At 49.3% G+C, this 26,776-nt stretch carries 20 protein-coding genes; 7 read left to right on the plus strand and 13 right to left on the minus strand.

Annotated features, from left to right (window positions below; translation table 11 throughout):
* Positions 1 to 2: 2 nt before the first annotated feature.
* Positions 3 to 4,538 carry a glutamate synthase large subunit gene (gene gltB / locus WBG78_RS00365; protein WP_337324372.1) on the minus strand — a complete coding sequence of 1,512 codons (4,536 nt, stop codon included), beginning with the start codon at positions 4,536 to 4,538 and terminating at the stop codon, positions 3 to 5.
* Between the two features lie 395 nt (positions 4,539 to 4,933).
* Between gltB and WBG78_RS00370 the strand changes: the two genes are divergently transcribed.
* On the plus strand, positions 4,934 to 5,149 hold the full coding sequence (locus WBG78_RS00370; RefSeq protein WP_337324373.1) for a hypothetical protein: 216 nt from the start codon (positions 4,934 to 4,936) through the stop codon (positions 5,147 to 5,149).
* Between the two features lie 145 nt (positions 5,150 to 5,294).
* Here WBG78_RS00370 and mnmD read toward each other — a convergent pair whose 3' ends face one another.
* From mnmD to WBG78_RS00385, 3 genes are all read right to left on the minus strand, one after another.
* Positions 5,295 to 5,954 carry a tRNA (5-methylaminomethyl-2-thiouridine)(34)-methyltransferase MnmD gene (mnmD, locus tag WBG78_RS00375; protein WP_337324374.1) on the minus strand — a complete coding sequence of 220 codons (660 nt, stop codon included), beginning with the start codon at positions 5,952 to 5,954 and terminating at the stop codon, positions 5,295 to 5,297.
* A complete protein-coding gene (gene ispF, locus WBG78_RS00380; protein WP_337324375.1) occupies positions 5,951 to 6,433 on the minus strand; it encodes a 2-C-methyl-D-erythritol 2,4-cyclodiphosphate synthase in 483 nt (160 codons plus the stop codon). Before ispF ends, mnmD begins: the two co-directional genes overlap by 4 nt.
* Before the next feature lie 169 nt (positions 6,434 to 6,602).
* Positions 6,603 to 7,841 carry a M16 family metallopeptidase gene (locus WBG78_RS00385; RefSeq protein WP_337325273.1) on the minus strand — a complete coding sequence of 413 codons (1,239 nt, stop codon included), beginning with the start codon at positions 7,839 to 7,841 and terminating at the stop codon, positions 6,603 to 6,605.
* 57 nt (positions 7,842 to 7,898) lie between these two features.
* Here WBG78_RS00385 and WBG78_RS00390 point away from each other — a divergent pair, with 57 nt between their 5' ends.
* The 4 genes from WBG78_RS00390 (at position 7,899) to WBG78_RS00405 (ending at position 13,816) form a co-directional block, all read left to right on the plus strand.
* Positions 7,899 to 9,878, plus strand: a complete 1,980-nt coding sequence (locus WBG78_RS00390; protein ID WP_337324376.1) for an alpha-ketoacid dehydrogenase subunit alpha/beta — start codon at positions 7,899 to 7,901, stop codon at positions 9,876 to 9,878.
* A 444-nt stretch (positions 9,879 to 10,322) separates the two neighbouring features.
* Entirely contained in the window at positions 10,323 to 12,662 is a 2,340-nt protein-coding gene (locus WBG78_RS00395) for a hypothetical protein (RefSeq protein WP_337324377.1), read from the plus strand.
* 1 nt (position 12,663) lies between these two features.
* Positions 12,664 to 13,002, plus strand: a complete 339-nt coding sequence (gene ytxJ / locus WBG78_RS00400; RefSeq protein WP_337324378.1) for a bacillithiol system redox-active protein YtxJ — start codon at positions 12,664 to 12,666, stop codon at positions 13,000 to 13,002.
* Between the two features lie 76 nt (positions 13,003 to 13,078).
* Positions 13,079 to 13,816 carry a hypothetical protein gene (locus WBG78_RS00405; protein WP_337324379.1) on the plus strand — a complete coding sequence of 246 codons (738 nt, stop codon included), beginning with the start codon at positions 13,079 to 13,081 and terminating at the stop codon, positions 13,814 to 13,816.
* Positions 13,817 to 13,939: 123 nt separating this feature from the next.
* Here the strand turns inward: WBG78_RS00405 and WBG78_RS00410 are convergent, their stop codons facing one another.
* Both WBG78_RS00410 and WBG78_RS00415 read right to left on the minus strand, forming a co-directional pair.
* On the minus strand, positions 13,940 to 15,214 hold the full coding sequence (locus tag WBG78_RS00410) for a chromate transporter (RefSeq protein ID WP_337324380.1): 1,275 nt from the start codon (positions 15,212 to 15,214) through the stop codon (positions 13,940 to 13,942).
* A 13-nt stretch (positions 15,215 to 15,227) separates the two neighbouring features.
* The gene (locus tag WBG78_RS00415) at positions 15,228 to 16,199 is read right to left on the minus strand and encodes an isopenicillin N synthase family dioxygenase (RefSeq protein ID WP_337324381.1); all 972 of its coding nucleotides are present in this window, start codon (positions 16,197 to 16,199) and stop codon (positions 15,228 to 15,230) included.
* An 80-nt stretch (positions 16,200 to 16,279) separates the two neighbouring features.
* Between WBG78_RS00415 and WBG78_RS00420 the strand changes: the two genes are divergently transcribed.
* The gene (locus tag WBG78_RS00420; protein ID WP_337324382.1) at positions 16,280 to 17,002 is read left to right on the plus strand and encodes a superoxide dismutase; all 723 of its coding nucleotides are present in this window, start codon (positions 16,280 to 16,282) and stop codon (positions 17,000 to 17,002) included.
* 277 nt (positions 17,003 to 17,279) lie between these two features.
* On the opposite strand, the gene recO is transcribed toward WBG78_RS00420, so the two are convergent.
* The 3 genes from recO to WBG78_RS00435 are packed head-to-tail and all read right to left on the minus strand — an operon-like array spanning position 17,280 to position 20,824.
* A complete protein-coding gene (gene recO / locus WBG78_RS00425) occupies positions 17,280 to 17,948 on the minus strand; it encodes a DNA repair protein RecO (RefSeq protein WP_337324383.1) in 669 nt (222 codons plus the stop codon).
* A gap of 54 nt (positions 17,949 to 18,002) precedes the next feature.
* Complete coding sequence (gene porZ, locus WBG78_RS00430) at positions 18,003 to 20,240, minus strand: type IX secretion system anionic LPS delivery protein PorZ (RefSeq protein ID WP_337324384.1); 2,238 nt, start codon at positions 20,238 to 20,240, stop codon at positions 18,003 to 18,005.
* Positions 20,237 to 20,824, minus strand: a complete 588-nt coding sequence (locus tag WBG78_RS00435; protein ID WP_337324385.1) for a thymidine kinase — start codon at positions 20,822 to 20,824, stop codon at positions 20,237 to 20,239. The genes porZ and WBG78_RS00435 overlap by 4 nt, the downstream gene beginning before the upstream one ends.
* A gap of 208 nt (positions 20,825 to 21,032) precedes the next feature.
* On the opposite strand from WBG78_RS00435, the gene WBG78_RS00440 reads away from it, so the two are divergent.
* Positions 21,033 to 22,085: a hypothetical protein gene (locus WBG78_RS00440; protein WP_337324386.1), complete on the plus strand. Its 1,053-nt coding sequence runs from the start codon at positions 21,033 to 21,035 to the stop codon at positions 22,083 to 22,085.
* Between the two features lie 162 nt (positions 22,086 to 22,247).
* Here the strand turns inward: WBG78_RS00440 and rodA are convergent, their stop codons facing one another.
* The 4 genes from rodA to mreC are packed head-to-tail and all read right to left on the minus strand — an operon-like array spanning position 22,248 to position 26,771.
* Positions 22,248 to 23,522 carry a rod shape-determining protein RodA gene (gene rodA, locus WBG78_RS00445; RefSeq protein ID WP_337324387.1) on the minus strand — a complete coding sequence of 425 codons (1,275 nt, stop codon included), beginning with the start codon at positions 23,520 to 23,522 and terminating at the stop codon, positions 22,248 to 22,250.
* A 23-nt stretch (positions 23,523 to 23,545) separates the two neighbouring features.
* The gene (mrdA, locus tag WBG78_RS00450; RefSeq protein WP_337324388.1) at positions 23,546 to 25,360 is read right to left on the minus strand and encodes a penicillin-binding protein 2; all 1,815 of its coding nucleotides are present in this window, start codon (positions 25,358 to 25,360) and stop codon (positions 23,546 to 23,548) included.
* Between the two features lie 59 nt (positions 25,361 to 25,419).
* Positions 25,420 to 25,935, minus strand: coding sequence for a Rod shape-determining protein MreD (locus WBG78_RS00455; protein ID WP_337324389.1), 516 nt, complete (start codon positions 25,933 to 25,935; stop codon positions 25,420 to 25,422).
* A complete protein-coding gene (mreC, locus tag WBG78_RS00460) occupies positions 25,932 to 26,771 on the minus strand; it encodes a rod shape-determining protein MreC (RefSeq protein WP_337324390.1) in 840 nt (279 codons plus the stop codon). Before mreC ends, WBG78_RS00455 begins: the two co-directional genes overlap by 4 nt.
* Positions 26,772 to 26,776 lie beyond the last annotated feature (5 nt).

The raw sequence follows: 26,776 nt of genomic DNA on the forward strand, positions 1-26,776 counted from the left end.
TGTTACGATTTAACTGTGGCCTTCAATTTTGTCGAAGATGACTTCGTTGCCTTTGCTTTTGAGAGCACGGCTTTGTAGTCCTTCGGCATCACTTTTACGAAGAGCTCTGACGCTTCTTCCCATTTTCCGAGGAGCCATTCGGCAGGGTCGCTGCCGGTGTAAGCAAAATGCTTCTCGATCATGGATTTCAACTCAGCTTTGTCTTCGTTCTCCAGAGTCTCCAGGTCGACCATGTCTTTGTTGCAAAGTCTGTCGAGTGCGCGCTCCGGGTCGAACACGTAAGCAATTCCCCCGCTCATACCGGCGGCGAAGTTGCGTCCTGTTTTACCGAGAATGATCACGCGACCACCTGTCATATATTCGCATGCATGGTCACCAACGCCCTCGACAACAGCAGTCACACCTGAGTTACGCACGCAGAAACGTTCTCCTGCCTGCCCTCTGATGTAAGCTTCGCCGGCGGTTGCTCCGTAGAATGCCACGTTACCGATGATGATATTATCTTCAGGTTTGAAGGTAGCTTCCTTATCAGGGTAGACGACGAGTTTACCACCCGACAGTCCTTTACCGAAGTAGTCATTCGCTTCGCCTTCGAGTTCGAATGTCACACCAGGTGCTGTGAAAGCCGCGAAGCTCTGACCTGCTGATCCTTTGAACTTGAAGTGAATTGTATCGGCAGGAAGTCCTTTGCCTTTGTATTTCTTGGAGATCTCGTTTGAGAGCAATGCACCCACGGAACGGTCAGTGTTTCTGATTGCGAAGCGTTCGCGTACAGGTTCCTGATCATCCAATGCTGCGCGGCCTGCTTCAACAAGTTTCCAGTCGAGTACTTTCTCGAGTTCGAAATCCTGATCGATCTGCTTGTATACACCTACGTGCTCACGTGCAGGCTCGCTGAGGAGCAGCGGAGAGAGGTCAAGTTTCTTGATCTTCCAATGATCGATATCCTGACGAACGCGAAGCATGTCGGCACGACCCACCATTTCATTTACGGTGCGGAAGCCGAGCTCTGCCATTACTTCACGCAGGTTCTGTGCGAGGAAAGTAAAGAAGTTAACGACGTGATCAGGATCGCCAGTGAAGAGTTTTCTCAACTCACTATCCTGAGTAGCGATACCCACGGGGCATGTATTCAAATGACACTTGCGCATCATGATACATCCTTCAACCACCAGGGCAGCCGTTGCAACACCCCATTCTTCAGCTCCCAGCATTGCTGCAATAGCTATGTCACGACCAGTACGGATCTGTCCGTCAGTCTGCAGGGTGACACGGCTTCGCAGGTTGTTTTTAACCAGCGTCTGATGCGCTTCAGCAAGGCCGAGTTCCCATGGAAGTCCGGCGTGACGCAGTGAGCTTATCGGTGATGCACCGGTACCTCCGTCTGCACCTGAGATGAGGATAGCATCGGCTTTTGCCTTTGCCACACCTGCCGCAACGGTACCTACACCCGCCTGTGATACAAGCTTCACATTGATACGTGCCGCACGGTTGGCATTCTTGAGATCGTAGATCAATTGCGCCAGATCCTCGATCGAGTAGATGTCGTGGTGAGGAGGCGGTGATATAAGACCAACGCCCGGGGTACTGTGACGTACGCGACCGATCCATTCGTCTACTTTGTGGCCAGGAAGCTGCCCACCTTCTCCAGGCTTGGCACCCTGCGCCATCTTGATCTGCAGTTCATCAGCGTTTGTGAGATAGTGGCTGGTTACACCGAAGCGTCCGGAAGCAACCTGTTTGATTGCTGAACGTTCCCAATCGCCGTTCGCCTTCTTTTCAAAACGTGATTCATCTTCTCCACCCTCACCGCTGTTGCTCTTTCCGCCGATTCGGTTCATGGCAATTGCCAGCGTAGAGTGTGCCTCATATGAAATAGAGCCGAACGACATGGCGCCGGTAGCAAACCTCTTGAAGATGTCTTCAACTGGTTCAACCTCCTCCAATGCAATTGGCTTTCTTTTCTTGAATTCAAAGAGGCCGCGGAATGTCAGCTGATCGTTTGCCTGATCATTGATCTTCTGTGCGTACTTCTTAAATACTTCATAGTTGTTCGACTTGGTCGAATGCTGCAGCAGGTGGATCACCTCGGGGCTGAACATGTGCTTCTCGCCACGACGCTTCCACTGATAGATACCTCCCACAGGGAGTTCTTTTGTATCCAGGTCGTAAGCCAGGTTGTGACGAACGAGAACCTCGCTTGCAATGTCGTCAAACGAAAGACCTTCGATGCGGCTGATCGTACCACGGAAACACTTTTCAACGACATCACTGCCAATACCGAGGGCCTCGAATATTTGTGATGACTGATAAGACTGGAGTGTGCTGATGCCCATCTTGGACATTACTTTCAGCAAACCTCCGCCAATTGCCTTCTGATAATTGGCAAACGTCTCTTCATCCGGAAGCGGCTTGTAGAACATTCCTTCCTTGTTCATGAAGTGGATGGTCTCCAATGCTAAGTAAGGGTTGATGGCACTTGCACCGTATCCGATGATCGTTGCAAAGTGGTGTACTTCCCATGCATCGCCTGCTTCAACGACCAAACCAGCCTGCGTACGGATACGCTTCTCAACCAGGTATTGGTGAACTGCTCCTACCGACAACAAAGAAGGTATTGGAGCAAACTCAGGGCTTGTCTTCTTATCAGAAAGGATCAGGATCTTCTTGCCTGCACGCACCGCCTTTTCGGCTTCAGCGCAGATGCGGGTCAGGCTTTCTTCAAGACGTCCTGGTTCGCCGTCGGCCTTGAATACGCATTGCAATACTGCGGCTTCAAATCCCTGGTCCTGCAGGTGCTTGAACTTCTCGAGGTCGGAGTTCAGCAATACAGGCTGAGAGATGTGAATCTGCCTTGTGTGCTCTGGAGTTTCGTCCAGAACGTTAAGGCTCGAACCTACGCGCGTGAACAACGACATCACCAGGCGCTCGCGGATCGGATCGATCGGCGGGTTACTTACCTGCGCAAAGTGTTGTTTGAAATAGTTAGAGAGGTGACGGCTTTCTTTTGAAAGGATTGCCGGTGGTGTATCATCACCCATTGAGCCAACGGCTTCATAGCCCTTTTCGGCCATGGGATGAATGAGCATCTTAATGTCTTCGGAGGTATATCCGTACGCAGCCTGACGCTTCACCAAAGTCTTCTCTTCGAAGTTTGACTCCTGCCACTCCTGCTCTGGCTCAAGTCGAAGCTTGAGACGATTCTGGATGATCCAGTTGTAGTAAGATTTGCCTTCGTATACGGCGCGCTTCACCTTATCATCGTCAAGCACTTTGCCGATTGTAGTATCTACCATCAACATTTTGCCAGGCGTGATGCGGCCTTTTTCGATAACATCCTTGGGATCGATCGGCAACGCACCTGCTTCTGATGCAGCGATAACGCGGCCCGATCTTGTGATGCAGTAACGCAGCGGACGCAGACCATTACGATCAAGCGTAGCACCAATGCGATGCCCATCGGTAAACACCAGGGCGGCCGGGCCATCCCATGGTTCCATCATGGACGCGTGATATTTGTAGAAAGCCTTGCGATGTGGATCCATCAGCTTATTGTCCTGCCACGCCTCGGGCACAAGCATCATGAGTACGTGTGGCAATGAGCGACCTGAGAGCACAAGCATTTCAACAAGTGCATCGAGGTTTGCTGAGTCCGAACCATCGGGGCTCGTAATAGGAAGCAGCAACCTGAGTTCTTCGTCGGTAAAGAGCGTCGACTTGAACAAGGCTTCCTTTGATTTCATCTTGTTCACGTTACCGCGGATCGTATTGATCTCGCCATTGTGGGCGATATAGCGGAACGGTTGAGCAAGCTTCCAGTTTGGAAATGTATTGGTAGAGAAACGCGAATGAACAAGAGCGAGGGCTGTCTTCAATCGTGAATCCTGGAGATCATCGAAGTAGGCACGCACCTGTTCGGTGCGCAACTGACCCTTATATATAATGGTACGGGCAGAGAAGCTCGTGATATAGAACTCTTTACTTGACCCACGACCGTCGCGGAGCACGGCATGTGTCGTGGCGTTACGCAGGACGAAAAGTTTGCGTTCGAGCGCATCGCCGGAGAGTGTTTCATCTTTTGGTTTAACGAACACCTGCTCAATGCAGGGTTCCACTTCGAGGGCACCAGGTCCAGGCACGCTGTGGTCCACAGGGACTACTCGATAGCCAAGAAGTTCGAAACCCAGATCCTTGATATTTTTCCTCAGCACTTCGCGGCTGGCATTCATGATCTTTTTATCTCTTGGAAAAAAGACCATACCGACACCATACTTCCCGGCGGCAGGAAGTTCAAAGCCCAGGCGGGCACATTCTTCAACAAAAAATTCGTGTGGGATCTGGATTAGCACGCCAGCGCCGTCGCCGGTTTTGGGACTGCTTCCCCTACCTCCACGGTGCTCCATGTTTTCGAGCATCGACAACGCGTCTCTCAGATTCTGGTTTGATTTTGTTCCATTGATGTTGGCAACAAAACCAATCCCGCACGCGTCGTGCTCCAATTCAGGAGTGTACAAACCATGGGTGGTTTTTTCTTTCATCGTCTCTGGTTGTTTAATAATTACATTAATGCCACGCTCAGGGCAGAACGGGGTTTTGAATTTACCAAACAAACAGAAGGATATTGGGGCAGTCTGCAGGTTTGGCGGAATTTTTTGAATCTTTTTACAATTTATTCAGTGAGTTTTAAAAATGCTAACGCGTCAACGATTGCAGCCTTTGCTATTTTGAAGAGATGGTTTTTAGCTGGCAACGTTTGATTTTTCTGGCTCGTTTTATGCGGAGTTGTTATCGCATAATTATTTAACCGTTACTACTAGTTTAACTTTGTTAATAAGAACTAATAGTGGACCTTTTCAGTTAAGATCATAAGCACCAAAGGTTTTAATTTGAGAGATTGATTTTGCGGGGTGCGAAAACAAACAAAACACACGCCATGGGAAGACCGGCAATATTACCGAAGAAGAAGAAGGATGGTTTTTATCTTGAATTGCGTAATAAAGGCGCAAAAACGGGAGTGATCATCATCAGGGACACCAGAGAAGCGATGATGCAGGCTGCAAAGCAGTATGAAATCACAAAGGATGTCATCGTTCTCGGTGAGCACCGTAATGGCAAAAAAGTAGAAGAGAGCCGCCGTAAGGTAGCCTGATTACTTCAAGAGATCAGACTTCGCAGTTCAGTTCGGGTCCGCCTTTGGCGGATCACGCTGGGAAGAAATCCCCCAATCTGTTTAGCCCGAAGAGTATCATACGGGCATCCCCTCAGGAACAGTTAGGAATAAATCGGCACAAACGTCAGAGACGTATTGCCCGAACCATTTCCTTTTTCCCCGGCGGTCCAGGAAGCGTTTCAACTCTTAGACCCAGACTTCGAAGGTCGCGTTTGAGCTGACCTTTTGCACAGTAAGTCACGAACACTCCGTTCGTGTCCAGGGCGACGCATGCCTTTTCCAAAACAGAATACGTCCATAATTCCGGCTGCTTCGCTGGTGCGAAAGCATCAAAGTAGACGATGTCAGTTAGCTCAGGCAACGACACGTCTTCCAGTTTTCCTTCCAGCTTATGTAGGGTGAAATATTCACTTACCGGTACTGAAACATTCCACGACGCTTCGTGTATTGCTTTGAAGGTCCTATCATCGGGCGCATAGTTAAGCTCTTTCCAAACCTCCGGTTGTAGCGGGAAGGCTTCAACCGAAAAGTATCTTACCTGAAGTTTTTGTTCCGTTGCCAGCTGATGGGTTAGCCAGGCATTGAGTCCCGTTCCAAAGCCAACTTCGAAGATTGTTACCTGTTCCTTATTGCGCGTCTCCATCCAGTATCGCAGTCCGTTGTTGATGAACACATGCTGCGATTCCTGAAGAGCGCCGTGTTTTGAATGATACGTTTCGTCCAGGTCGGCACGAAACAGAGTATGGGAACCATCCTCCGTGATGATGAATTGAAGATCAGTCATGGACGCTGGATCAATACAACAGCATAGGCGCAGATTCCTTCCTCGCGGCCAACGTACCCCAGTTTCTCGTTTGTAGTTGCCTTGATCGACACGTCGTCCTCCTCTACTTTCATGATGTCGGCGAGGACCTTCTTCATGGCTGGCACGTGCGGATTGACCTTAGGCTTCTCGAGACAAATCGTGCAGTCGGCATTGCCGATCTGCCATCCGCGGGCGTGTAGCATTGACGTTACTTCCTTAAGAAAATACTTGCTGTCCATGCCCTTCCAGCGATCGTCGGTGTTGGCAAAATGAAAGCCTATGTCGCGCAGGTTGGCGGCACCAAGCAATGCATCACACAAGGCATGAATAAGAACGTCGGCATCGGAGTGCCCGACAGCACCCTTTGGCGCATCGGTAAGGTGAATGCCGCCGAGGAAAAGATCGCGGCCTGTTTCAAGTTCGTGCACATCAAATCCCATTCCTACACGTATTTTCATCTAGCAAGACTTTTACATTCTACATTTAGTGTTTTACATTTTACATTAAACCTCTGAGCTTTAAATTCATTCTGTTGACTCGGATGTGTCAACTTTTTTCAGGACGATGCAAACCGCAAAATGTAAAACTCTAAATGTAAAATGTAAAAGTTATATCGTGACTGCGCCTCTAGGCTTTCTCTGCTTCGTAATAAAGCGTGCTCGCGTTCTCCTCTCTGAGAATTGTAGCAGCGACCCTCTTTATATCCTCGGTCGTAACGGCGTTAATCAGTTCACTCTCGCGGTTCACCAGATGCGCATCACCTGAAAGTTTGGCAAAGGCAAGGTTCATGGCACGGTTCATTACTTCAACTTCGCCGAATTCAAGCGTCGACTCTGTTTGATTCTTGACCTTTTCCAATTCTTCCGGTTCAACTCCCTTGTCCAGCAACTCAGCCAGCACCTTATCGATTTCCTGTTCCGCCTGCCCGAGTGTGATATTGTCCTTGACCCGGCCACTGATGACCAGCAGGCCAGGATCGATGGTGCCCATAACAAACGATGAAATCGATGTGAAGATCTCCTTCTCCTTTACCAGTTGTTGATAGAGTCTGCTCGATTGTCCTCTGCTCAGAATATCGCTGATAAGATCTGCCGGGTAGTAGTCTTCGTGAAATCGACCCGCCATATGATATGCTTTGTAAATGGCACTTGCAGGCACTTTGGCGACTATGGTATCGGTGCGTTTCTCTTTCTGTTTCGGTTCAACGGGAAGTTTTCTGTGCTTCTCTCCGGAGGGAATACCGCCAAACCATTTTTCTGCGAGCTTTCGAACCTGGTCAACGGTAACGTGCCCTGCAACGACGAGTATGGCATTATTGGGAACGTAGTGACGCTGAAAGAAGGATTTCACATCGTCGAGTGTTGCATCTTCGATGTGAGCTATCTCTTTGCCAATGGTTGCCCATTGATAAGGATGAACTTTATAAGCGAGCGGACGGAGTCGAAGCCATACGTCACCATAAGGTTGGTTCAAATAGCGCTGCTTGAATTCCTCCACGACAACCTTGCGCTGAACCTCCAGCACCTTCGGGTCGAAGGAAAGGCTCAGCATGCGGTCGCTTTCCAGCCAGAATCCAGTTTCGAGGTTCGATGCCGGAAGCGTCAGATAATAATTGGTGATGTCGGTATTGGTAAAGGCATTGTTTTCACCGCCCACACGCTGCAGGGGCTCATCATAGCTGGGCACATTGCGTGAGCCGCCGAACATCAGGTGTTCGAAGAGGTGAGCAAATCCGGTTCGTTCCGGATTTTCGTCCCTGCTTCCAACATCGTAAAGTATATTCATGACGGCAATCTGCACCGACGGGTCTTCGTGTACGATGACCTGCAATCCATTCTCTAATACAAACTCTTCAAAAGCGATCATAGGGTCAAAAGTAGCAATTTGTTGCCCTCTCATTACATTTGCTCAACGCAAAACTGAATGAAGTTCGACCGTAAAGATTACAGCGATCAACAACTGCTTGATTTGTACACTGCCCTCGTACGCCCCCGCCTGATTGAGGAGAAAATGCTGATCCTGTTACGGCAGAACAAAATCAGCAAATGGTTCAGCGGCATAGGACAGGAGGCAATTGCTGTGGGGATAACTGCCGCGCTGGAGCAAGACGAATACATTCTCCCCATGCACCGTAATCTCGGCGTTTTTACGTCACGTAATCTTCCACTCGGGCGACTGTTTGCCCAATGGCAGGGAACGATGATGGGATACACCAAGGGGCGCGACAGGTCATTTCATTTCGGAACCAATGAGCATCATATCGTCGGAATGATCTCGCATTTGGGACCGCAGAACGGCGTGGCCGATGGCATTGCTCTCGCGTCTAAGCTGAAGGGCGAGAAAAAGGTGACTGTAGTATTTAATGGAGATGGAGGAACAAGCGAGGGTGACTTCCATGAGGCGGTGAACGTGGCGGCAGTCTGGGACCTGCCGGTGATCTTTGTGATCGAGAACAATGGATACGGACTTTCAACGCCGAGTTCGGAGCAGTTCAGATGCCGGAGTTTTGCCGACAAAGGAATAGGATATGGCATTCAGGGAGTGAGTATCGACGGCAATAATGTTCTGGAGGTTTATGATACTGTTCGCTCTCTTGCGGATGAAGTACGTGTTCACCAGAAGCCGGTGATACTGGAGTGTATGACCTTTCGGATGCGTGGTCATGAAGAGGCGTCGGGGACAAAATATGTTCCGAAGAGTCTGATGGAGGAATGGGGAAGGAAAGATCCCGTGGAGAACTACGAGCAATTTCTTCTTGCATCCGGAGTTGCCGATAGCCAGTACGTTGAAGAAGTAAAGCGTGGCATTCGGAAGGAGATAGAACAGGGCCTGAACCTGGCGTTCGCGGAGACACATCCTGCGGCCAGTATCGACCAGGAAGTGTCTGATGTTTACGCACCGTATAGTCAGACCGTGGTGGAGCCTGCCACTGACAATCAATCGGAAAGGCGATACATTGATGCGATCAGCGATGGTCTTCGTCAGAGTATGGAGAGGCATGACAACCTGGTTTTGATGGGGCAGGACATTGCCGAATACGGTGGTGTGTTCAAGATCACAGAAGGATTTGTTGAGAAGTTTGGGAAAGCGCGGGTACGTAATACTCCGATTTGTGAGTCTGCCATTGCCGGCGCCGGTCTCGGATTATCCATCAAAGGCATGAAGGCAATGGTTGAAATGCAGTTTGCCGACTTCGTAACAGAGGCTTTTAATCAGATCGTTAACAACCTGGCGAAGTCACACTGGCGATGGGGTCAGCCTTCTGATGTTGTTGTGCGTATGCCGACGGGTGCCGGCACTGCTGCAGGGCCGTATCATTCGCAGAGCAATGAATCCTGGTTTTTTCATACGCCCGGTCTGAAGATCGTCTATCCCAGCAATCCATACGACGCCAAGGGTTTGCTTTGTGCTTCGTTCGACGACCCAAATCCTGTAATGTATTTTGAGCACAAGCTATTGTATCGCTCGTTAAAGGCTGCAATACCCGATGACTACTACACCGTCGAGATCGGGAAGGCGAGACTAGTGCGGGAAGGAAATGACGTGACGATCATCACTTATGGAATGGGGGTTCACTGGGCTTCCGAGATTCTTGATCAGCTGCCCTCCGTTTCGGCGGACCTGATTGATCTGAGAACATTGCTGCCGTGGGACAAGGATGCCGTTGCTCATTCAGTAGAAAAGACCAGTCGCGTGATCATTCTTCATGAAGACACTCTTACTGGCGGGATAAGCGCAGAAATCGGAGCGTGGATCAGTGAACATTGCTTTAAGATGCTGGATGCGCCCGTGATCAGGGTCGGGGGATTGGATACCCCTATTCCGTTTGCCCCAACATTGGAGGCCAATTTTTTACCCAAGACAAGGTTCAGGTCTGCGCTGGAAAGGGTCCTTGCTTTCTGACATTTTGCATGGAGCGGGGGGAAAAAATTAAGAATTAAGAATTAAGAATTAAGAATTAAGAATGGAGAGGCGGCACGGCTTTTGATTTAAGCGGTTGATTGCGTTTGAGTCTTTTGGTTCTTTGCTAACCGAAAGGCGTTTTTTAGCTCAATTTCGCAATAGTCGCGCGGCGGCAACCCATTTTCCAGCGCAATTTCTCACTAAAGAAAAATTTTAGCCATAGGGTGGCCATAGAGTCGCAATAAAGTGGCCGTAGGGTTAAACCTGCATAACAAAATCATCAACCCTCCCATTAGCATGGCAGGTCCTGGTATCTTGGGATTGAAGAATTTTAGCCTGTCTTCTGGAAAGAAGTTCACTGGTCCGCTCGTTAGTACTCTTGTCGAAGGGAACCGGCCAGGTCGCGGATTTTCGTTACCTTAGCCTGTTTTCTGACGCCATTTTTTGAACGAGCTCATTACAAATCGCTTTTCGCCTCCGGCCCTCCAATTAGCAGGACAGCCTCTGCCAACAGCAGCGCAGGCGCCGACCAGGAAATCAGGGATCGCACTGCGTATGCTGGTGCTTGTCGTCCTGATGCTGGCCTTCGGTGGAGCATTGCATGCGCAGAATACAAAAGGAGATCAGCCTGCTCCCCGCCGGGAGTCGCGATTTAAGACTCCATTAAACAAGAAGAAAAAGTCATCCGCGAAGGCATCAAGTGAGAGGCGGGTAAAAGCGCCACGCCAGTCGGCAGCATCGCGGGCGAGTACGTCGCCACGGCGTGCATCCGGAAAGGAGCGTCCCGGAAAGCCGGTTCGTCCCGTCTCCGCCCCGCGACCACAAAGCAAACAGAAGGCATGGACCGGTGACATTGCCGGGTATCGATTAAGACATAAGAACCGATCTTCCGCAGGTGATGGCAAGACCAATATTTACCCTCAGTATAATCGTTATTCGCGTGCAACTCAGCCGCATGGCGAATCGAGGGGTGTATCGAATGCAAATGCCCTGGCGAAGGTGAAAGGGCTTCAGTCCAGAGGAGGTCCCTCACCTGATAAGACTCCGAGGGTAGTTCCCCGTTCGGCGTCCGGGTCATATACAGCGCGCAAAAGCATAAACGTATATGCAAACTTTGCTCGCCCGAAGCGCAAATCAAAACAGTACAACAACACGGACCTTGCCGGGCGTCCACTTCACAAGAAGAATTATGAATCACCAAGACCGACTGTAGAGGGTCACCGCCCTTCAAGGTTTTACCATGGCCGGCCGGGTGGTGATCGCGCCTATACAGGACAGACCGGCGGTTTCCGTACTGCTACACGTGCTACTCCTAAAGCGTGGACGGGCGATGTTGCCGGACGGAGCTTGAGAAGAAGAGGCATTAAGCCAACGGAAGGAAATCCGACGTTGGCCGGTCGGCCAAGATCGGGAAGCAATGGACATCCTGGCGATCTGCCCCTAATGGGGCGTCGGCCCGGTATGGGTGCCTGGGGCATCGACCGCTATCGGGGAGATACCAGAGCCGGGAGACCAGCTAAGGGCGGAGGCAGCATCAGCGGCAGACGCTGGAATAACAATGGAATTCCTATTGAAGTAAGAGCGCCGAAAACCGGAGCTGACGCGGCGCTTTTCCGTGGAAGGATCAAAGGAGGCAAGCCTCTTAAGGGAGGTGGCAGTGTTAGCGGTCAGTTATGGAACAATAATGAGCAGCCCATTCAGGGACGCGTACCGACGCAGGGACAAAGAGCAGCACAATTTCAGGGTAACATCAAGAGAGGTAGACCCGAAAAGGGCATGCCTGATGTTGCCGGTTCGATGCCACGCAGTGGGCTTTCATCACAAGCCAAAAAAGTTAGCGGATATCCTGGCAAGTGGAAGCGGTTCGAGGTGCAGCCTGGCTTTGGTTATCAGGGTGAGTCACATAGAGGCGACATTCGCCTGAAGCACTTCCGTAAGAATTATGTGCAGCATCCTGATGCTGCAGAAGAATCAATTAAGAAGCATCGCGAAGGCAATGGCGACGCTGAGGGCCTGACTGCTAAAGTCAAGCGACCAAGCTACGAGCGAAACAAGAACTCGGCGGAGGGTGCTCTGTTAAAAGTGGAGCCTTCGAAATCAGATAAAAGAGCTGGTGAGTTGCAGGTGCGCGTGAAGGAGGGCGATTACGGAAAGAAGCCTCATGCGGCCGAGGGAAGCATGCCGGGCATTCGTCCGGGCAGGAACGCGAAACGTGCAGAAGAACTGACCGCCAAGGTGAAACAGCCGGACTATGGAAAGCGACCTCATGCTGCTGAGGGAAGCATGCTGGGTATCAAACCTACCCGCAATGCTGAACGTGCGACAGAACTAACTGCGAAAGTGAAGCAACCCGAATACGGCCGTAAACCCCACGCTGCCGAGGGAAGCATGCCCGGCATCAAGCCTACGAAGAATTCGGTTAAGGCGAGTGAATATGCCGGAGGGCTGAAACGCAACTGGGATTACATCCACAATCCAAGCAGTGCCCAGGAAGCACTTCGCACCCGCGAGCCCGGAAAAGCTTATGCACGCGTTGCCGCCTATCAGGGTAATGTTAAAATGCAGAAGTTCACTTTGTTTGAAAAGAACAGGAACCTGCATCCAGATACAAAGTTCATCAAACCAAACAAGAACAATGTTGACTCCGAACGCGACATGATGACGAACTTTAAGCTATGGTGGGCGCGTTTATTTAAGAAAGAAGAAACCCAACCCGACAACATCAAATACAAGGGCCGGAAGCCCAGGTATGACAAAGGGGAACAGGGTTTGTGGTATGATTAGCATGAAATGGAATGAACTAAGATCGCCTGATCAGTTGGATATGATCCGCGAAGAGTCGAAATCAAAACCAGTACTAATATTCAAGCACAGCTCACGTTGTTCTATAAGCAGGCTGGCCCTGGACCGTCTGGAACGAAAGTGGAGCCCTGAGGCAGACGGAATTAAGCCATACTTCCTTGATTTGATCAGCTACCGGGATGTTTCTAACCGCGTGGCAGACCAGTTCAGTGTTGAGCACGAATCTCCGCAGGTGTTGCTGATCCGCAACGGAAACGCCATATTTGACCGCTCGCACTACGACATCGAATTCGGAACCATCCTGGCAGCTGCGAACAATTAAGTTGTGCCAATAACTTGTCAACGGTATTTGCGTTAGGTCATTTAAATTCTAAATTTAGAAGTAGAACATTGTGCGGATGCAGCGTTTTGATAAGGGTTCCCTCCTGACCATTCTGGCGTTAACATTACTGGCTACGGTTGCCTGTGGGCAAACGCAGGACAGCTATGAATATAATTCAGAGTTTACCTGGGGTATTAACAAGAATACGTCTGGTGGACTTATAGGTGGTTTCGTATTCAAGAAAGCACGGAAGCTCAAGAATGACCGACAGCTCGAGACCTTTGGTCTTGAGGTGATGAACGTGAAGCACCCCCAGGAGGTACGGCGCAACTCTATTCAGAGCGGCAACCTTTTCATCTACGGCAAGTCGAACTACTTGTACGCACTTCGATTCCAGTATGGCCGCGACTTCATCCTATTCAAGAAAGCACCACAGCAGGGAGCCGAGATCAAGGCAGTGTTTGCCATCGGCCCGACACTGGGCATTGTTGCTCCTTATTATGTTGAATACTTCCCTGATGGTGGCGGAGGGTTTACGGTAAGAGGCCAATGGAATCCGGATATAAATATTGACTTTATCAATGGTACAGGCCGGCTGTTTGAAGGGTTGGGCAATTCGACGATTGCGCCAGGTGCTAACTTCAAGGCAGCACTGAATTTCGAGCTCGGTACTATTAAGAGTCAGGTAACAGGATTCGAGGCAGGGTTTCTAATAGATGCTTACGCCAAGCAGGTGGAGATGATGCCGACGACCAAGAATTATTCAGTGTTCCCCACACTGTTCATCACCCTGTTTTACGGAAGCAGGAAATAGATCATAGCGCGCGAAGTGCACAAATTGAAATCCGTGCGTTCTGCGTCGAATGAAATTTTGCTATTTGATCTGAGATCCCTAATGATCTGAGATCCCTAATGATCTGAGATCCCTAACGGGATCTTAATGTGTTGCGACAGGAAGAATTAGGCCCAGCAGAAGTCCGGCGACGATTATTAACGGTGAGGGTATGCGCGTAAAGGCCAGCAAACAAAACGTAACGATCGTTGTAGCGAAGTTTAGTACGGTGTTCTCCAAAGGCTGAAAGAGAATGATTGCAGAGGCTGCGACAAGCCCGGCGCTGGCTGCTGTTATGCCTTCGAGCGAGGCGCGAACCACGCGATACTTTTTCAAACTGCTCCAGAACCTGATGATGAAAAATATCAGGAATGTGCCGGGCAGGAATATCCCCAATGCTGACATCACCGCCCCGAGGATCGAACCTCCTACACCATAGTCCCTGGCCGACAAGGCCCCGATATAGGAGCTGAACGAAAAGCTCGGACCTGGTAATGCCTGAGCGAAAGCGTAACCAGACAGAAACTCATCATGGGAGATGGGATGGTGATAAGGTTTCGGGTTATAGCGCTGGCGCAGCTTGTCCTTGAATTGTGAGGCTCGGTTGCTATCATGAGATTCCTGCTGAACGTCGACGAACTCAGTGTAAAGTAACGGTGCCAATACCTGCCCTCCACCAAAAACGAGACTTCCGTTTCGATAAAAGTTTTCAAACAACTTCACAGGGAGTGCCTTGGTAATTCCTCCCAGCACGGCGGCGAAGACCAGCACGCCGAGCCATAAGAGAAAGTTAGACCATGATATCACCAGCTTCTTTCGTTGTTCGTCTTTTGGTTGTCGCTTGTACTTGAAAGCAGTTACCATTCCTGAGCCCAGCAGAATTATCGGAAATACAAACGGCGACTGTATAGTATATGAGATAATCGCTGCGCTCATCATCAGAGCGATGCCCGTCTTCGATGATATCGTCTTGAGACATATCGCATAGGCTCCATAGCTTACGAAGCCAACGGCTATCGGTTGAATAAATCGCGTAAACTCGATGGACATTTGCTTGGTCTGAAGGCTGGACATGAGGACAGCAGCTGCGGTCATTGCTGCTACAGCCGGAAGTATCCAAACCAACAGAGTCAGGTAGGCGAGATTCGGACCACCGATCTTGAACCCGACCGCTGTGAGCGTCTGAGTTGAGGCCGGTCCGGGAAGAATCTGACAGAGTGAGTTAAGTTCCATCAATTCTTCTTCAGTCAGATACTTTCTGCGTTCGACAAGAATCTTCTGAAAGTGAGCGAGGTGAGCCTGTGGCCCGCCAAAAGTGGTGAGAGCCAATGTAAAGACGTCCCTCAGGAAGATATAGTATCGAATGCGTGTGACAACCATTAGCGACGTCGGCTCATTTCTTCAAACCGATTTCGCGAAGCCGCTGGTCGAGGAATTCTCCCGCGGTAATGTCCGTCCATTGCTTTGGGTTCGACTGGTCTACACAAGAATCCAAAGCTGCCAGGCTCATTTCAGAGCGTGGATGCATGAAGAATGGTATACTGTAACGAGGCAGGTTCATCGCTTCGCGGGGCGGGTTGACTACACGGTGAATAGTTGACTTCAGCTTCTTGTTGGTGAGTCGCTCGAGCATATCCCCCACGTTGACAACCAGTTGGTCGGGCAATGCTGTTATAGGAATCCATTTGCCGTCTCTTCGAAGCACCTGCAGGCCATCGGCACTGGCACCCATGAGCAAGGTAATGAGGTTTATATCTCCGTGTTCAGCTGCGCGCACAGCATCTTCGGGAACAGACGATGGGTCAGCAATTGGGAAATAGTGTATTGGTCTCAGGATACTGTTACCGTGTTTGATCTTGTCGTCAAAGTATTTTTCAGGAAGCCCCAGGTACAAAGCAATTGCACGCAGCATATAAGTGCCTGTCTTCTCGAGTGCACGATACACGTCGACGGCAGCATTCTTCAACTCAGGTACCTGGGCCGGCCAGATGTTTCCCGGGTAGCCTTCTTTGCTCAGCTCGTCTGGCAAAAGCTCCTGTCCGACGTGGTAGAATTCCTTGAGGTCGCCGGTGTTACGTCCTTTGGCGTGCTCTTTACCTTTTCCTGTATATCCACGTTGTCCAGCCAGACCAGCACCCTCATGTTGAGTTTTTACATTATCGGGCAGGGCGAAGTATTTCTTTATAGAAGTGTAAAGACTATCCTGCATCTGGTTGGTTAGGAAGTGATTTTTAATCGCTACAAAACCGATGTTGTTATATGCTGTGCCCAGAGCCGAAACAAACTTCTTCTTCTTTTCGGGATCATCACCATAGAAATCGGCCAAATCGAGAGATGGGATCTCGTCGTACAATATTTCCTTCATAGGCAGACCGTAAGTTTAATTGGCTCAGCAAGCTAAAAATTTTTGGGTAATTTTGTTGAGAGACAAAAACCATCTCGCCTATGAAAACTTCACGGAGAAAATTCATTGAATCATCGTTAAAGACAGCAGTGCTTACAACGATCGGAACTCCCCTTGTAATTAAGTCTGCATCCGCATATACTTCTGGCATTGTCCCTGCAACGGCTCTTCAATTTTCGCAGGTAAAGTTGCCTTATGCTTACAATGCACTTGAGCCTAACATCGATGCAACGACAATGGAGATTCATTATACCAAGCATCATGCTGCCTATGTAAAGAATGTAAATGAAGCCATCGCTGCCGATAAGATTGCTTACGGTTCAGAGAAGGATTTTTTTGCAAATGCTTCAAAGCTGTCGCCCAAGGCGAAGAACAACGGTGGAGGGGTATGGAACCATAACTTCTTTTGGGAAGTAATGGCTCCATCGGCAGGAGGTGCGCCAACCGGCAAGATCGCTGATGCCATAAACGGCTCGTTTTCATCTTTTGATAAATTCAAAGAGCAGTTTACAGCGGCAGCGATGGGACGCTTTGGATCCGGATGGGCATGGCTTGTGAGTGATGGCGGCAAACTAAAGATCGGGTCAACTCCCAACCAGGACAATCCTCTGATGGACAATGCGGAAATCAAGGGTACACCTGTTCTTGGCCTTGACGTTTGGGAACACGCTTATTATTTGAAATACCAGAACAAGAGAAATGAGTATGTTGCTAACTGGTGGAATGTTGTTAATTGGAATGAAGTAGGGAAGAGACTGGGATAACTAATAATTGACAATTGATAATTGATAATTGATAATTGGAGGCGGGCCCGTGGGGGCCTGCTTTTGTTTTTTGGGAGGCCTCTGTAAGATGTGAATGAAGTGCGGGGTGAGGAAGCGGGAGGAATACGAAATGAATAAATGGTAACACGAAGTGAGGAATGGGAAATGGAAAATGAATTAAATGGGAGACAGAAACCGCAAAATGTAAAACTCTAAATGTAGAATTAATGTAGAATGTAAAAGTGTGATGGAGTAGGAAGGACACGAAACGTGGCTGCTAGCTGAGCACTTCTTTCAGGACATGAAGTGAGCGCATTTCCCCAAGGTTTTCGATATGATCACCGTAGAACTTAATCATCAGGTCAAGAAGTTCGCGGCGTCTGTCATTTGAGATGGACAATACAGCATCATAATCTGCATCAAGCATCGTGTCCAGTAATTGCTCCGTTGCTTCATCAACGACCCGTACACCCAAGACCTCGTTCGTGTTGAATGCGCCGAAGCCCAACAACCGGCTCAGCTTAATCATAAATAGCAAATGAAAGTTCTCTGCTCGGTCTCCTAGTGTATCGAGGACAATGAGTGAATTGATAAGGAAAGAACAGAGGTCGCCGGCATGACTCTCCTCTTTGATGGTCTTGTTCATCAGTTCATTCAGAAATATTGCGATGGCTGACTTTCTCACATCGCTTGTGATCGTTTGATAGGGATGAACACAGCGCAGTTCCTTGATACGATTAATGTTGGCATTCGGCCTGTGGTACACGACCAGCTCCAGTAATGTAAGGGGCTGATATAAGGCGATCTTGTTTCGGGCCGACGCGCTCCGAACGCCATTTACGATATAACTCTGCAAGCCAAACAACTCGGTGAATATGCTTACGATAATGGACGTCTCTCCATATCGCGTAAACCTGAATACAATTCCCCGGGTCTTATGAACCATTGCTAAGCAGCTTACAATCTTTCAACCAACAAACTTAAGAGGGTAAGTTAATTCTTAATTGATGACCACCAGCTTCCCCACTTCTCGCTGATCGCCATCGTCGGACACTGCAAAAACAATGTAAACCCCTGTGGGGGCGTGGCGGCCGCGATCATCATACAGATTCCAGCTGGCAGTAGAACCATTTGCCTTTGTCTCCCATACCAGCTTGCCGGAAACATCGGTGATTTTGATGATAGCATTTGCCGGAGTGCCCGTTATTCCAATTGAGCCCACAAAAGTTGCAGGTACCGGGTTTGGAAAGATCTTCACAGGACCCGATGTCGTGAGAGGTTCGGATGCCGCAGCCCGGTATGATGCAAGGCCCTGGTCGGTGGCAATGAAGACTTCTCCTGTTAGCTGATTAATGTCGATGTCGAGGATGTTATCGGAGGGAAGGGCAGTTTTCGATGCCGTAAATGAACCGAGTGCCTGTTCTGCGGAAGCACTGTAAAGCCAAATGCCGCGCCGGGTTCCAAACCATTTCCTGTTGCCGCCATCAACGGCAATTGCAGTTACGGCATCGTCTCTGAGGGCAAATCGTCCATCGACGATAGGTTTGATGGCATCGGCCGGAGACTGTAGTGTAGCCTTGGCGTTAGGAATGTAGGCCACGCCTGCCGATGTTCCAATCCACATGGCACCATTGCGATCGAGGCGCAAGCTATAGATGGTCATAGAGGGCAGGGCGCCTTCGCCTGGTGCATCGGATAAAAGTCGGGCGCTGCCGTCGTGATGATTAAAGACGACAATGCCACCTCCCTGTTGTGGATCGATAATCATCCATGAGTTATCGTTATCATCAACGACAATTCTCTGGCCGTATCGCGCTCGCGAAACGGGGATATTGTAAGAAGTCCATTGCCCGGCCAGCGACATCAGGTGCAATGATGGCGTCACCCCATAGTTCAATGCAAGGAGTCCGTTCTTTGATTTTGCCAGTGAGGTTACCAGAACACCCTCAACCGGCGATGTTGCTTTAACGAGCGTGCTGTTCAGGTCATTGAAGATCTGAGGTTCGCCGGATGAGGATTTGGAAGTCACGCCATATCCATATGAAGCGGTGTTGATGGTTTGTGTGGACTCTTCCCATGTTACGTCCAGAAGATCGCTGGCGGGTAGAGATACAGTCGTCCACAGGCCCTTGTGAAATACATCGACAACGCCGCGACGATGAAGGGGAGACCTGTTGTCGTTGTATGCACCACCAACAGCAAGCAGCTTCCCGTTCGAATAGTAAAGTCGTGTGGCAACATCGTTGGCCGGGCATTGAGGAAGCAAAGACGCATAGGTGCCATTTATCGCGGACACTAGTCCCGTCTGGCCGTCGCCGATCCAGAGATTGCCCAGCTTGTCGACTGAAGCAAAACGTGGAGACGGAAACAACGGTGAGGATAAGCGCCCGATATGTTCAGACTCGTCAAATCGATAGATACCGGATGTAGCCGATAGTACCAGGTCTTGCGACCCATCCAGAGAAAAATATTGATCGGCAGGGATACCATCGACTGCCTTCCATACTCCATTGTCGAGCTTGAATAATCCAATACCATTAACTGCGGCATAAGCTGCATCATGCCAGACAGCAAGTCCGGAAACCGGACTGGAAAAGGGCCAATACTGATAACGCTTCCATTTGCTGAAGTCGTGCAGGTTGTCCGAAATCTTTCCGGCAAGGATGCCCTGAGGTGTTGCGAGGAATATGCTGTCAGTCTTTAGAGCAATGTGCCGGATAGCCAGATCCTGACCTGATATTCCGAGGTCACGCCACGTCTCGCGAACCCGATTATTCCCGAGGTTGAAGACAACAACGCCGTAGTCGGTGGCGAGATAGGCGACCTTATCAGCTATTGCAACGTCATTGATAGCGCGCGGGCCGCTCAATGTTGAGTTCGAAGAGGGATCGAATTGAAGGGAGACGTTAGATTCGTCGAGAACATCGAAGTAACCCTCGACGTATGTGATGATGAGCTTTCGTGTGGCTGCATCAAAAGCTACATTGGAAATCGTGCCACCAGAGATACCGTTGGCTTTAGACATGCCCGATGATTCTCCGTTCGAGCGATCCAGCACCTGAATACCATGTGAAGAAGCAGCAAACGTCTTGTTGACGCCATCGAATGTGATATCCTGGATATTATTATAGGAGACATGAAGCCTGAATGTACCGATGGGGATGTCTTGCTGTGCCTTTGTGAGGCTGGGAATGATTGAAAGGATCAGAACGTATGCGAGCGTTTTTAATGCTCTCATTTTCTTGTCTTCATTCCGTCGATGAAAGCCTTACGGCTACGGGCCTCGTATTCTTTCTTCTCGCCGAGCATCACCTGAGACTTATCGTCGACGAGACGGAAGGAGAAGGATGCGAGCTCGCCAGTCTGCGCGCACACGGCATGGAGCTTTGTAACATATTCAGCAATGGCCAGCAGGTTGGGCATTGGTCCAAATGGCCTGCCTTCGAAATCCATGTCGAGGCCTGCAACGATGACACGTTTACCGCCATTGGCAAGTGTGTTACATACGTCTACAATTGCATCATCGAAAAACTGTGCTTCATCAATGCCAACCACATCGGAGTCTCCGGCAAGGAGGAGGATGTCATTGGCAAAGTTTACAGGTGTTGACCGAATGCGTGTTTCGTTGTGAGAGACGATTTGTTCATGATGATAACGAACGTCTTTGCCTGGCTTGAAGATCTCAACCTTTTGCTTCCCGATCAGAGCGCGGTTGAGACGACGGATGAGTTCTTCAGTTTTTCCAGAGAACATGCACCCGCATACGACTTCAATCCAACCAGTTTTTCGATTCTTGCCTCCGAGGTGGGGTTCAATAAACATGGCGCTAAATTTAAGACGTTACAGGAACATCGCAACGCCCAATTCAATTCCTCAAAATCGGGCATTTCACGGGGTAGGTTCCGGAGGTCCGAATTCTGCATTTAAAGCAGTTAAAGCCCCAAACAATCCGCTGTTTACGGGCCCCGGGCGTCGCACTTTTCTGGATATCCATTAACTTTACCGTTGTACTTTTAATTCGGAACTGCACATGGACGAGAAGATAAGTCTGGACGCCATCACAAAATATGCTGATGCCTATGCAGACAAAGTGCTCGATCGGTTTTTTTCATCCCGCGACAAGATCACAGGCAACGAGATAAAAGAGCTTTGTAACATTCAACAGGTGAATCTCTTCGTTATCCGCGAACTGTTCAAGTCGTGGAAAGAGGACACCAAGAAGATGCAGAGTCCTTACTTCGACTATGAGAAGCCGGAAGTAAAGGAGGCGCTGGACAGCCTCATGAAACTGCTTTCGCAGAACATATCCATTAACAGAACCAATTTTGCTCCCCTACTGAAGAAGGCTGTCGGTCAGGTGTTGCTTGTTGTTTTTGATCCACTCGATTATTACTCGATGATAATAACGGGAAAGGAAAACAAGCTTGATATCGCCCGCTTCAAGGAAGAGATCAAGTACCTTAAGGTTAATAAAGCGCCTCTGGAGAAGATGTTGTCGAAGCTGGAGGAACAGAGGGTTACAGAAATACCGGGCAATGAAGCGCTCGGCATATTGGATCAGATCCTGGAGGAGGTGAGTTTTACCCCCGAGGACGTAGATCCTTATATTGAAAAGTTTTCCGGCATCGTGCCATTGGATGCGAACAAGCTATATGTTCCAAAAGGTGAGGAACCTCCTCCTCCCCCGCCGGCGCCAAAGGCAGCTCCTCAGGAAAGGAGAGCAGAGGCACAACCACTTCGTTCGAAGTCCGAACCCCTGCCCACGCGACAAAAGCCTCCTGTGCGCCTCACAGTAAATGAAATGTTGAGTCGACAGCAAGTGCGACCATCATTGGCTGAGAATCTCCAGCGCATTGGAAAGATCCGTGACAGCCTCACCATCAATCAGAAGTTCATGTTCACGAAGGTGCTGTTCCACGGCGACTTTGAACTATTCAGTCAGGCCATCGACCACCTCGACAAATTGGAAAACAAGAAGGCGGCGCTGCGTTATATCGAAGACGAGCACGCGGGTGGATGGGACCATGAGTCTAATGAATTTCATGAGTTCATGGAGCTGGTGGAGAAGAGGTTCATCATGTAGGTTCCAATTGATAATTGACAATTGATAATTGATAATTGATAATTTTGGAGCCCCTTATCAGGGGCTTTTTTGTTGGCCTTTAAAGAGACACGAACGTTTTATAGCACGGTCGGGCCAGCCGACAGCTAATTCATAATTCTTAACTCTTAATTCTTAATTGCCTCAGATTCGTTGCAGCACATACATTCTGTGCGCGTCGAGTTTGAGGAGGATGAACAACAGGATTGTGAATGCCCATAGTCCGGAGCCACCGTAGCTAAAGAATGGAAGAGGAATACCAATTACCGGGAATAAGCCGATTGTCATTCCTATGTTGACGGCGAAGTGAAACAGAAAGATCACGGCAACGGAATAGCCGTATACCCGCGCGAAGCGGTTTTTCTGTCGCTCTGCGAGGAAGATCACCCGCAGCATGAGGCCAATGAACAAAGCGATGGTAAGAAGGCTACCCAGCCATCCGTGTTCTTCACCGATAGTACAGAAGATGAAGTCGGTGCTTTGCTCGGGCACGAAGTTGAACTTTGTTTGAGTTCCCTGAAGGAAGCCTTTGCCGAGGAAGCCACCGCTACCGATAGCAATCTTTGACTGCGTTACGTTCCAACCGAAGCCAAGCGGGTCGGCATCGGGGTTGATGAGTGCTTTAACGCGTGCCTGCTGGTGAGGCCGAAGCACATCGGTAATAACATAGTCCACACTCTTAATGATGCCACATATGGCTATTGCTCCAGCCACGAGCCAGGCGATACGCTTCGGCTTCTTTTTGCCAAGCATGATTGCAGACAACAGTATTACGCCGATGCCGGTGAACAAATAGATTTCATTCACAAGCAACGTAAGGACAAAGATGATACCTGCGACTAGTCCTGCAATGATCAGCATTGGCGACATGCCCTCGCGAAAGAACACTACCGAAAAGATCGTGAACACCAGGGCAGTACCCGTATCCTTTTGAGCGAGGATCAAAAGCATGGGTATGCCAATCATGACAAACAGGATGATCTGGTTCTTACGCTGGTCCATGCGAAAACCAATACCTCCCATGAACTTGGCAACTGCAAGAGCAGTGGCGAACTTTGCAAACTCCGAGGGTTGTACACCAAAAGATCCGATACCCAACCATGCTCTGTTTCCTCCGACTTCCTTTCCTATGATAGGAACGAGCAGCAGAAGGAACATGATGACACCATAAATAACGTAGGCAAAAGTCTCATAGAAGCGCATGTCGACTATAAGGATTGCCATGATAATGACAAATGCACCACCAATGAACATCAGCTGACGTCCTGAGTTGATGGTGAGATTAAAGATGGAAAGATCGCTTTCGGGATCGTAGGTAACCGCGTAAATGTTCAGCCAACCCATGAACACGATAGCGATATATATCGCTACCGTAACCCAGTCCATTTTGGTTGAAAGAATGTCGTCTCTGTTAGCCATTGCAATTTTACCCCGAAACAGTCCTACAAAAATTTACCTTTCAACACATACTCTTCCACCTGAGGTCGCTCTGTAGCACCAAGCAGATATTTTTCAACCATTAAGCTGGCGATGGCGGCAGCTGCACGAGCACCCTGACCGGAGTACTCGACATACACCGACACTGCAATCTTAGGATTGTCTTTAGGCGCGAAGGCGATGAATACAGAGTGATCAGGTCTCGGTTCATTCTGAACGGTTCCTGTCTTTCCACACAATACGATGTCCTTGAGCTTTGCGCGGAACTGACCCGTTCCTTCCGTTACCACGCGCTCCATAGCATCGGCAGCAATGCGGAAGTAAGCTGAGTCAATCGTTGTATAATGTTTTTCAAGATACTGTGGCAGTGGTTTGCCGGAGTCGCCAACTCCCTTCACCAGGTGAGGAACGATGTAGTACCCTTTGTTGGCAATAGTGGCTGCGAAGTTGGCCATCTGAAGTGGAACGACCAGATTTTCACCTTCACCGATGGCGATAGAATAGATATTTGAGAATTTCCAGGGACGTCCGCGATAAGCGCGATCGTAGTAACTAACGCTCGGCACCAGGCCACCCTTTTCATTCGGAAGATCGACGCCTAAGGGTTTACCCAAACCAAAACTTCTAATGTGTTTGGTCCATTCCTCAAGACCGACCCGAGCATCAGTGAAAGGATCATTTGAGGTACCTTTAGCGACCATGCGCTTTAGCACATTGTAGAAATAAGGATTGCACGAGTTGGTGATTGCTCCCCGGAGATCTTCGTTAGAGTGCGGACCGTGACAATTCATTGGATGTCCCCGGTCACATTTAAATCTTGTTTCAGGTGTAATGACTCCTTCCTGAAGGGCTGTCATTGCCTGCGCGATCTTGAAGATTGAACCCGGACGATATGCTGCCATCAATGGCCTGTTGAACAGCGGCTTATTGGTATCGCTGTTGATCAGCACATAGTTTTTACTATAGTTTCTGCCGGTAAGCAACGTTGGATCGTAAGAAGGTCCGGAGACCATGGCAAGTATTTCACCGCTTGATGGTTCGATGGCGATAATACTTCCGGACTTGCCTTTTAAGAGGTACTCGCCGTAGGTCTGAAGATCAAGATCGAGTGTGCTGGTGATATCCTGTCCTGCAACTGACAGTGTGTCGATGGCGCCGTTGCGGAATGATCCTTTTTCAACGCCATCCACATTACGCAGTTTAAAACGAACACCACGCTGACCCCGGAGATATTGCTCGTAGTAAGCTTCGATACCGCTTTGTCCGATGTAGTCGCCCTGTTTATAGAAGCCACTTTCGTCTTTGTCAAGCTGGCGTTTCGAAACTTCGCTCACGTATCCAATGGCGTTGGCTGCAGCTTGTGCTCTGTAGGCGCGGGTTGTTCGGGCCTGAATGTAGAATCCCTGGAACAGGTCGATGTTGTCCTGGATCTTGGCAAAGTCGCGGGTAGATAACTGCGTGAGGAACGTTGTCAGTTTTACTGGTGAGTACTCGCGCTTAGCTTTTAGTTCCTTGAACTTCAGACGGAGCTGTTCGGGGGTCAGGTCGAAAACTTCGCGAAACTTTGCTGAGTCAAGGTTCTTAACCTCCTTGTGAATGATCTGAAGATCGAACTCGGGTGTGTTATATACAATGAGTTTACCGTTACGGTCCTTAATAAGGCCGCGAACAGGATAATCCACTTCACGCAGGATGGCGTTACTATAGGCCAGCTTGTCATAGCGGTCATCAAGGACCTGAATGACGAATAGTTTGATCAGGAATATCAACCCGACCAAAACGCAGGCAATCTGAATAATCTCTTTTCTTCCCTCGTTCATATCACATAGGCTGCCTGGGGCAGATTAAAAAAATTAATACACGTAGGGCCCGAGGGGGTTTATCGGGACCGTCGTCCTGGAAACAAAGACTGGGCAATTAAAATTACAACTAATGTGAATAAAGTGCTCGTTATTATTTTCCAAAGGGTGAACCAGAACATTGAAAAGCCGCCAACTTCGGCGAAGAACAATGCAGCGTGGTGAATGAACACAAGCGGCGTTGCATAAACCGTAAACCACTGCAAGCCGTTGAGCGCTATTGAAGGGGCATCGTTGGTATTGTATCCACCCTGAGGTGTGAGGTTATTCAGCCAGTAGTTTCTGATATACATGATCATGACGCAGGCGAAGGCATGGAGACCAACGCTGTCATAAAACATGTCGACGGCAAGGCCCATGACGAAGCCGATACCCATCAGCGTGAGCGGGTTCGTTTCCACTGGTAACAACAGCAGGTACGCTACATAAAGGAAGCAGAAAGCTGTATGAAACAATACGACGTTCTGCAGGATCAGCACCTGGTAAAGCAGATAGATAAAGAAGGATATGACCGATAAAATGATATTCCTGCTCATCTCTCCAACTTTTGAATGACCTGTTCCAGCGAATCCTGTTCAGCGTGGTGAGTGTTTTTCACCACAGTTACCCATGCAAGCTTTCGGAAATCCTGACTGAGTCTAACCTTGATATCATAGAAGAGTGCATCCTTGTTGAGGTCGACCGATGAAATAACACCGATCATGACATTCTGAGGGAACACCGCATTATATCCGGACGTAACAACCGTGTCACCGACATTGGGGCGAACGTGTGGCGGAATGTAATTCAATTCCACTACGTCGGGATCCTTACCGTCCCATCTAACGGTTCCGAAATGCTCCGTGCGCTTCAGAACGGCGGAAACCATTACATCCACGTGCAGGATGGAGGTAACTACTCCGTAGTGATTGGACACGAGCTTCACCTTTCCGACAACGCCAAGTGGGCTGATAACCGCCATTCCGGCTTCTATTCCATCTTCACTTCCTTTATTAATAGTGATGAAGTTCTTAACCATGTCAACGTGGTTGTTCACCACCTTGGCACTAACGAACTGATACTGGTTAACAGCTGAAGAGTCGCGATAGATGCTATCGTTGGGTAAAACGAACGTCATGGGTTGCTGACTTAACTTTCGTTTCAGCAACGCATTCTCCTCGGAGAGTGTGCGGTTTACCTCGGTCAGCATGAAGTAGTCTCGTACACTCTGAGAGAACGAGTTCATCGCTGCAACAAGACCATTTGACGAATTAAAGAACTTTGATCCCTGGTACGCATTGTTTTGGACAATGAGCCACGCACAGAAAAGCTCCAAAAAAAGAAATGTGAAAAAAGCCCTGTTCTGGTATACAAAAAGAATGAGCCGCTCCATTCAAC

The organism is Chryseolinea sp. T2 (assembly GCF_037203685.1).
Classification (GTDB): Bacteria; Bacteroidota; Bacteroidia; order Cytophagales; family Cyclobacteriaceae; genus Chryseolinea.